2 protein-coding genes are annotated in these 1,723 nt (G+C 41.3%); one reads left to right on the top strand and one right to left on the bottom strand.

The features are described 5' to 3' along the window. Positions 1-130 precede the first annotated feature (130 nt). A complete protein-coding gene (locus PL85_RS00385) occupies positions 131-622 on the top strand; it encodes a P-loop nucleotide/nucleoside kinase family protein (RefSeq protein WP_080538342.1) in 492 nt (163 codons plus the stop codon). Between the two features lie 171 nt (positions 623-793). On the opposite strand, the gene PL85_RS00380 is transcribed toward PL85_RS00385, so the two are convergent. Next, a complete protein-coding gene (locus tag PL85_RS00380; RefSeq protein WP_147288193.1) occupies positions 794-1,435 on the bottom strand; it encodes a hypothetical protein in 642 nt (213 codons plus the stop codon). Positions 1,436-1,723: the final 288 nt, after the last annotated feature.

Below are 1,723 nucleotides of genomic sequence, written 5' to 3'. Positions count from 1 at the left end.
CAATTCAAGTGGATTCTCAACGCGTGGCAGTTTTACTATGCGTTGAGTAAAGTGTTTTATGGTGCAATGCAACGGCTTGGCCAGTGCGTTGTTCACCACTTAATTGGGCGTTATAAGCTAAAGAGGAATTATGACCAAAATCTATTTCGTATGCGGCTTTATTGGTTCAGGTAAAACTACCTATTCTAAGGAGCTTGCAAATAAGCATGGAGCCTTTCGTTTCTCCATCGATGAATGGATGATTCCTTTATACGGTGAACATATGGAGCGTGAAGTCTTCGACAGTCGTTTGGCTACGCTTCAAGACTTATTCAAAGACTCTGCTCACCAACTTTTTGCTCTCGGTGTCCCAGTTATTTTCGATTTTGGTTTCTGGCGCAAAGCTGACCGAGACACTTTTACTAGTTGGGCATCAGAAGTGGGCGTTGAGAGTGAAGTTCATTATCTTGATGTTCCCTTCGAAACATGCCAAGAAAGAGCATTTTCACGCAATTCAGATTTGGATGGCAAGTCATATGAAATGACACCTGAAATGTTGGAATTGTTCTGGTCTTGGTTTGAAATACCGGTGTCGAATGAAAATGTTGTTTGGGTTCATCGGGATACTCAACCACGCTTATAACAAGCAATTTAAGAGGGATTCACAACGCTTGGCACTTTTGCTTCTACTTCAAATTTAGTGTTTACGGTACAATGCGTTAGGTTGGGTGGTGGCGTTGTTCACCCCTTAATTGGGCGTTATGTTTCCTTGGTGAATTCCAAGCATAATAAAAAGAGCGCTAGTGCGCTCTTTTTAAGAGAGGTTTTGAGTTGAAATGATAAAGGCTCTGTTTCGATGCTCTTCATCTGTTCCCCATCCTTTAGGAACATATTCTTCCATCAATTCATCAAATGTTTGTATCCGTTCTACCACTGGTGTCATGCTCTGATCAAGCTCATCTAAATTGATGTAGTAAACACCTCGATCAGCTATAGCAAATGATTCACCCATACGATCTAACCAGAAACGCTTTCCATCTGCTGTTTGCTGCTCATCAGTTATCATGATGTTGTGAGAGCGCAGAAGAAAGTTAAATACGGTTCTAGCGAAGCCCGATAAAACCATTCCGTGAGGACCTGATACTTGTCTCCAAACTATCAACTGGGTACAGTTTTTTACAGGTAAATACGCATTAGGTTCGTTGCGTACAATCATTTTAACTTTATAAACTGTTTCAGCTTCGCTGCCGCCAGTGTAGACGAGACAGATTGTTTGAACTTCACCTTCTTCTGTCTTTGCCGGAGAGTTTGCAACAAGTTGATATCCAGCAGGCACAGCAAAATCAGGCAAAACAAAAGCTTTAGGCTTTGCATCCAAGAATGCAGCCGTTTCTGTTTTGTTAGATGATGGCATTGTTAGTTTCATATCGAAACCCGCTTCAATCAGTTGTGGCATAGTTAAGTTTAGCCCTAAATTCATCGTTAACTGTAGTTTTCTCGTGCACCCATATTATCGCAGTTCACAAAGATAATAAAGGGGTCCTTATCTATGAAAGTAAGACGAGGTTCATAGTATCTAACCACCAAAAAAGTAAACATAACAAACTGTTCAAGAGTGATTCGGCACGCGTGGCATTTTTACTATGCGTTGGTTTTAGTGATTAAGTTGGTGTGCGGCGACTTCGGTATTACGTTGCTCACACCTTAACAGGGCGTTAGGCAAGGTGAGTTTTTATCAGCTAAA

The sequence above is a fragment of the Vibrio anguillarum genome (assembly GCF_001989995.2).
GTDB classification, from domain to species: Bacteria; Pseudomonadota; Gammaproteobacteria; order Enterobacterales; family Vibrionaceae; genus Vibrio; species Vibrio anguillarum.
This window is presented reverse-complemented; position numbering and strand designations above follow the sequence as displayed.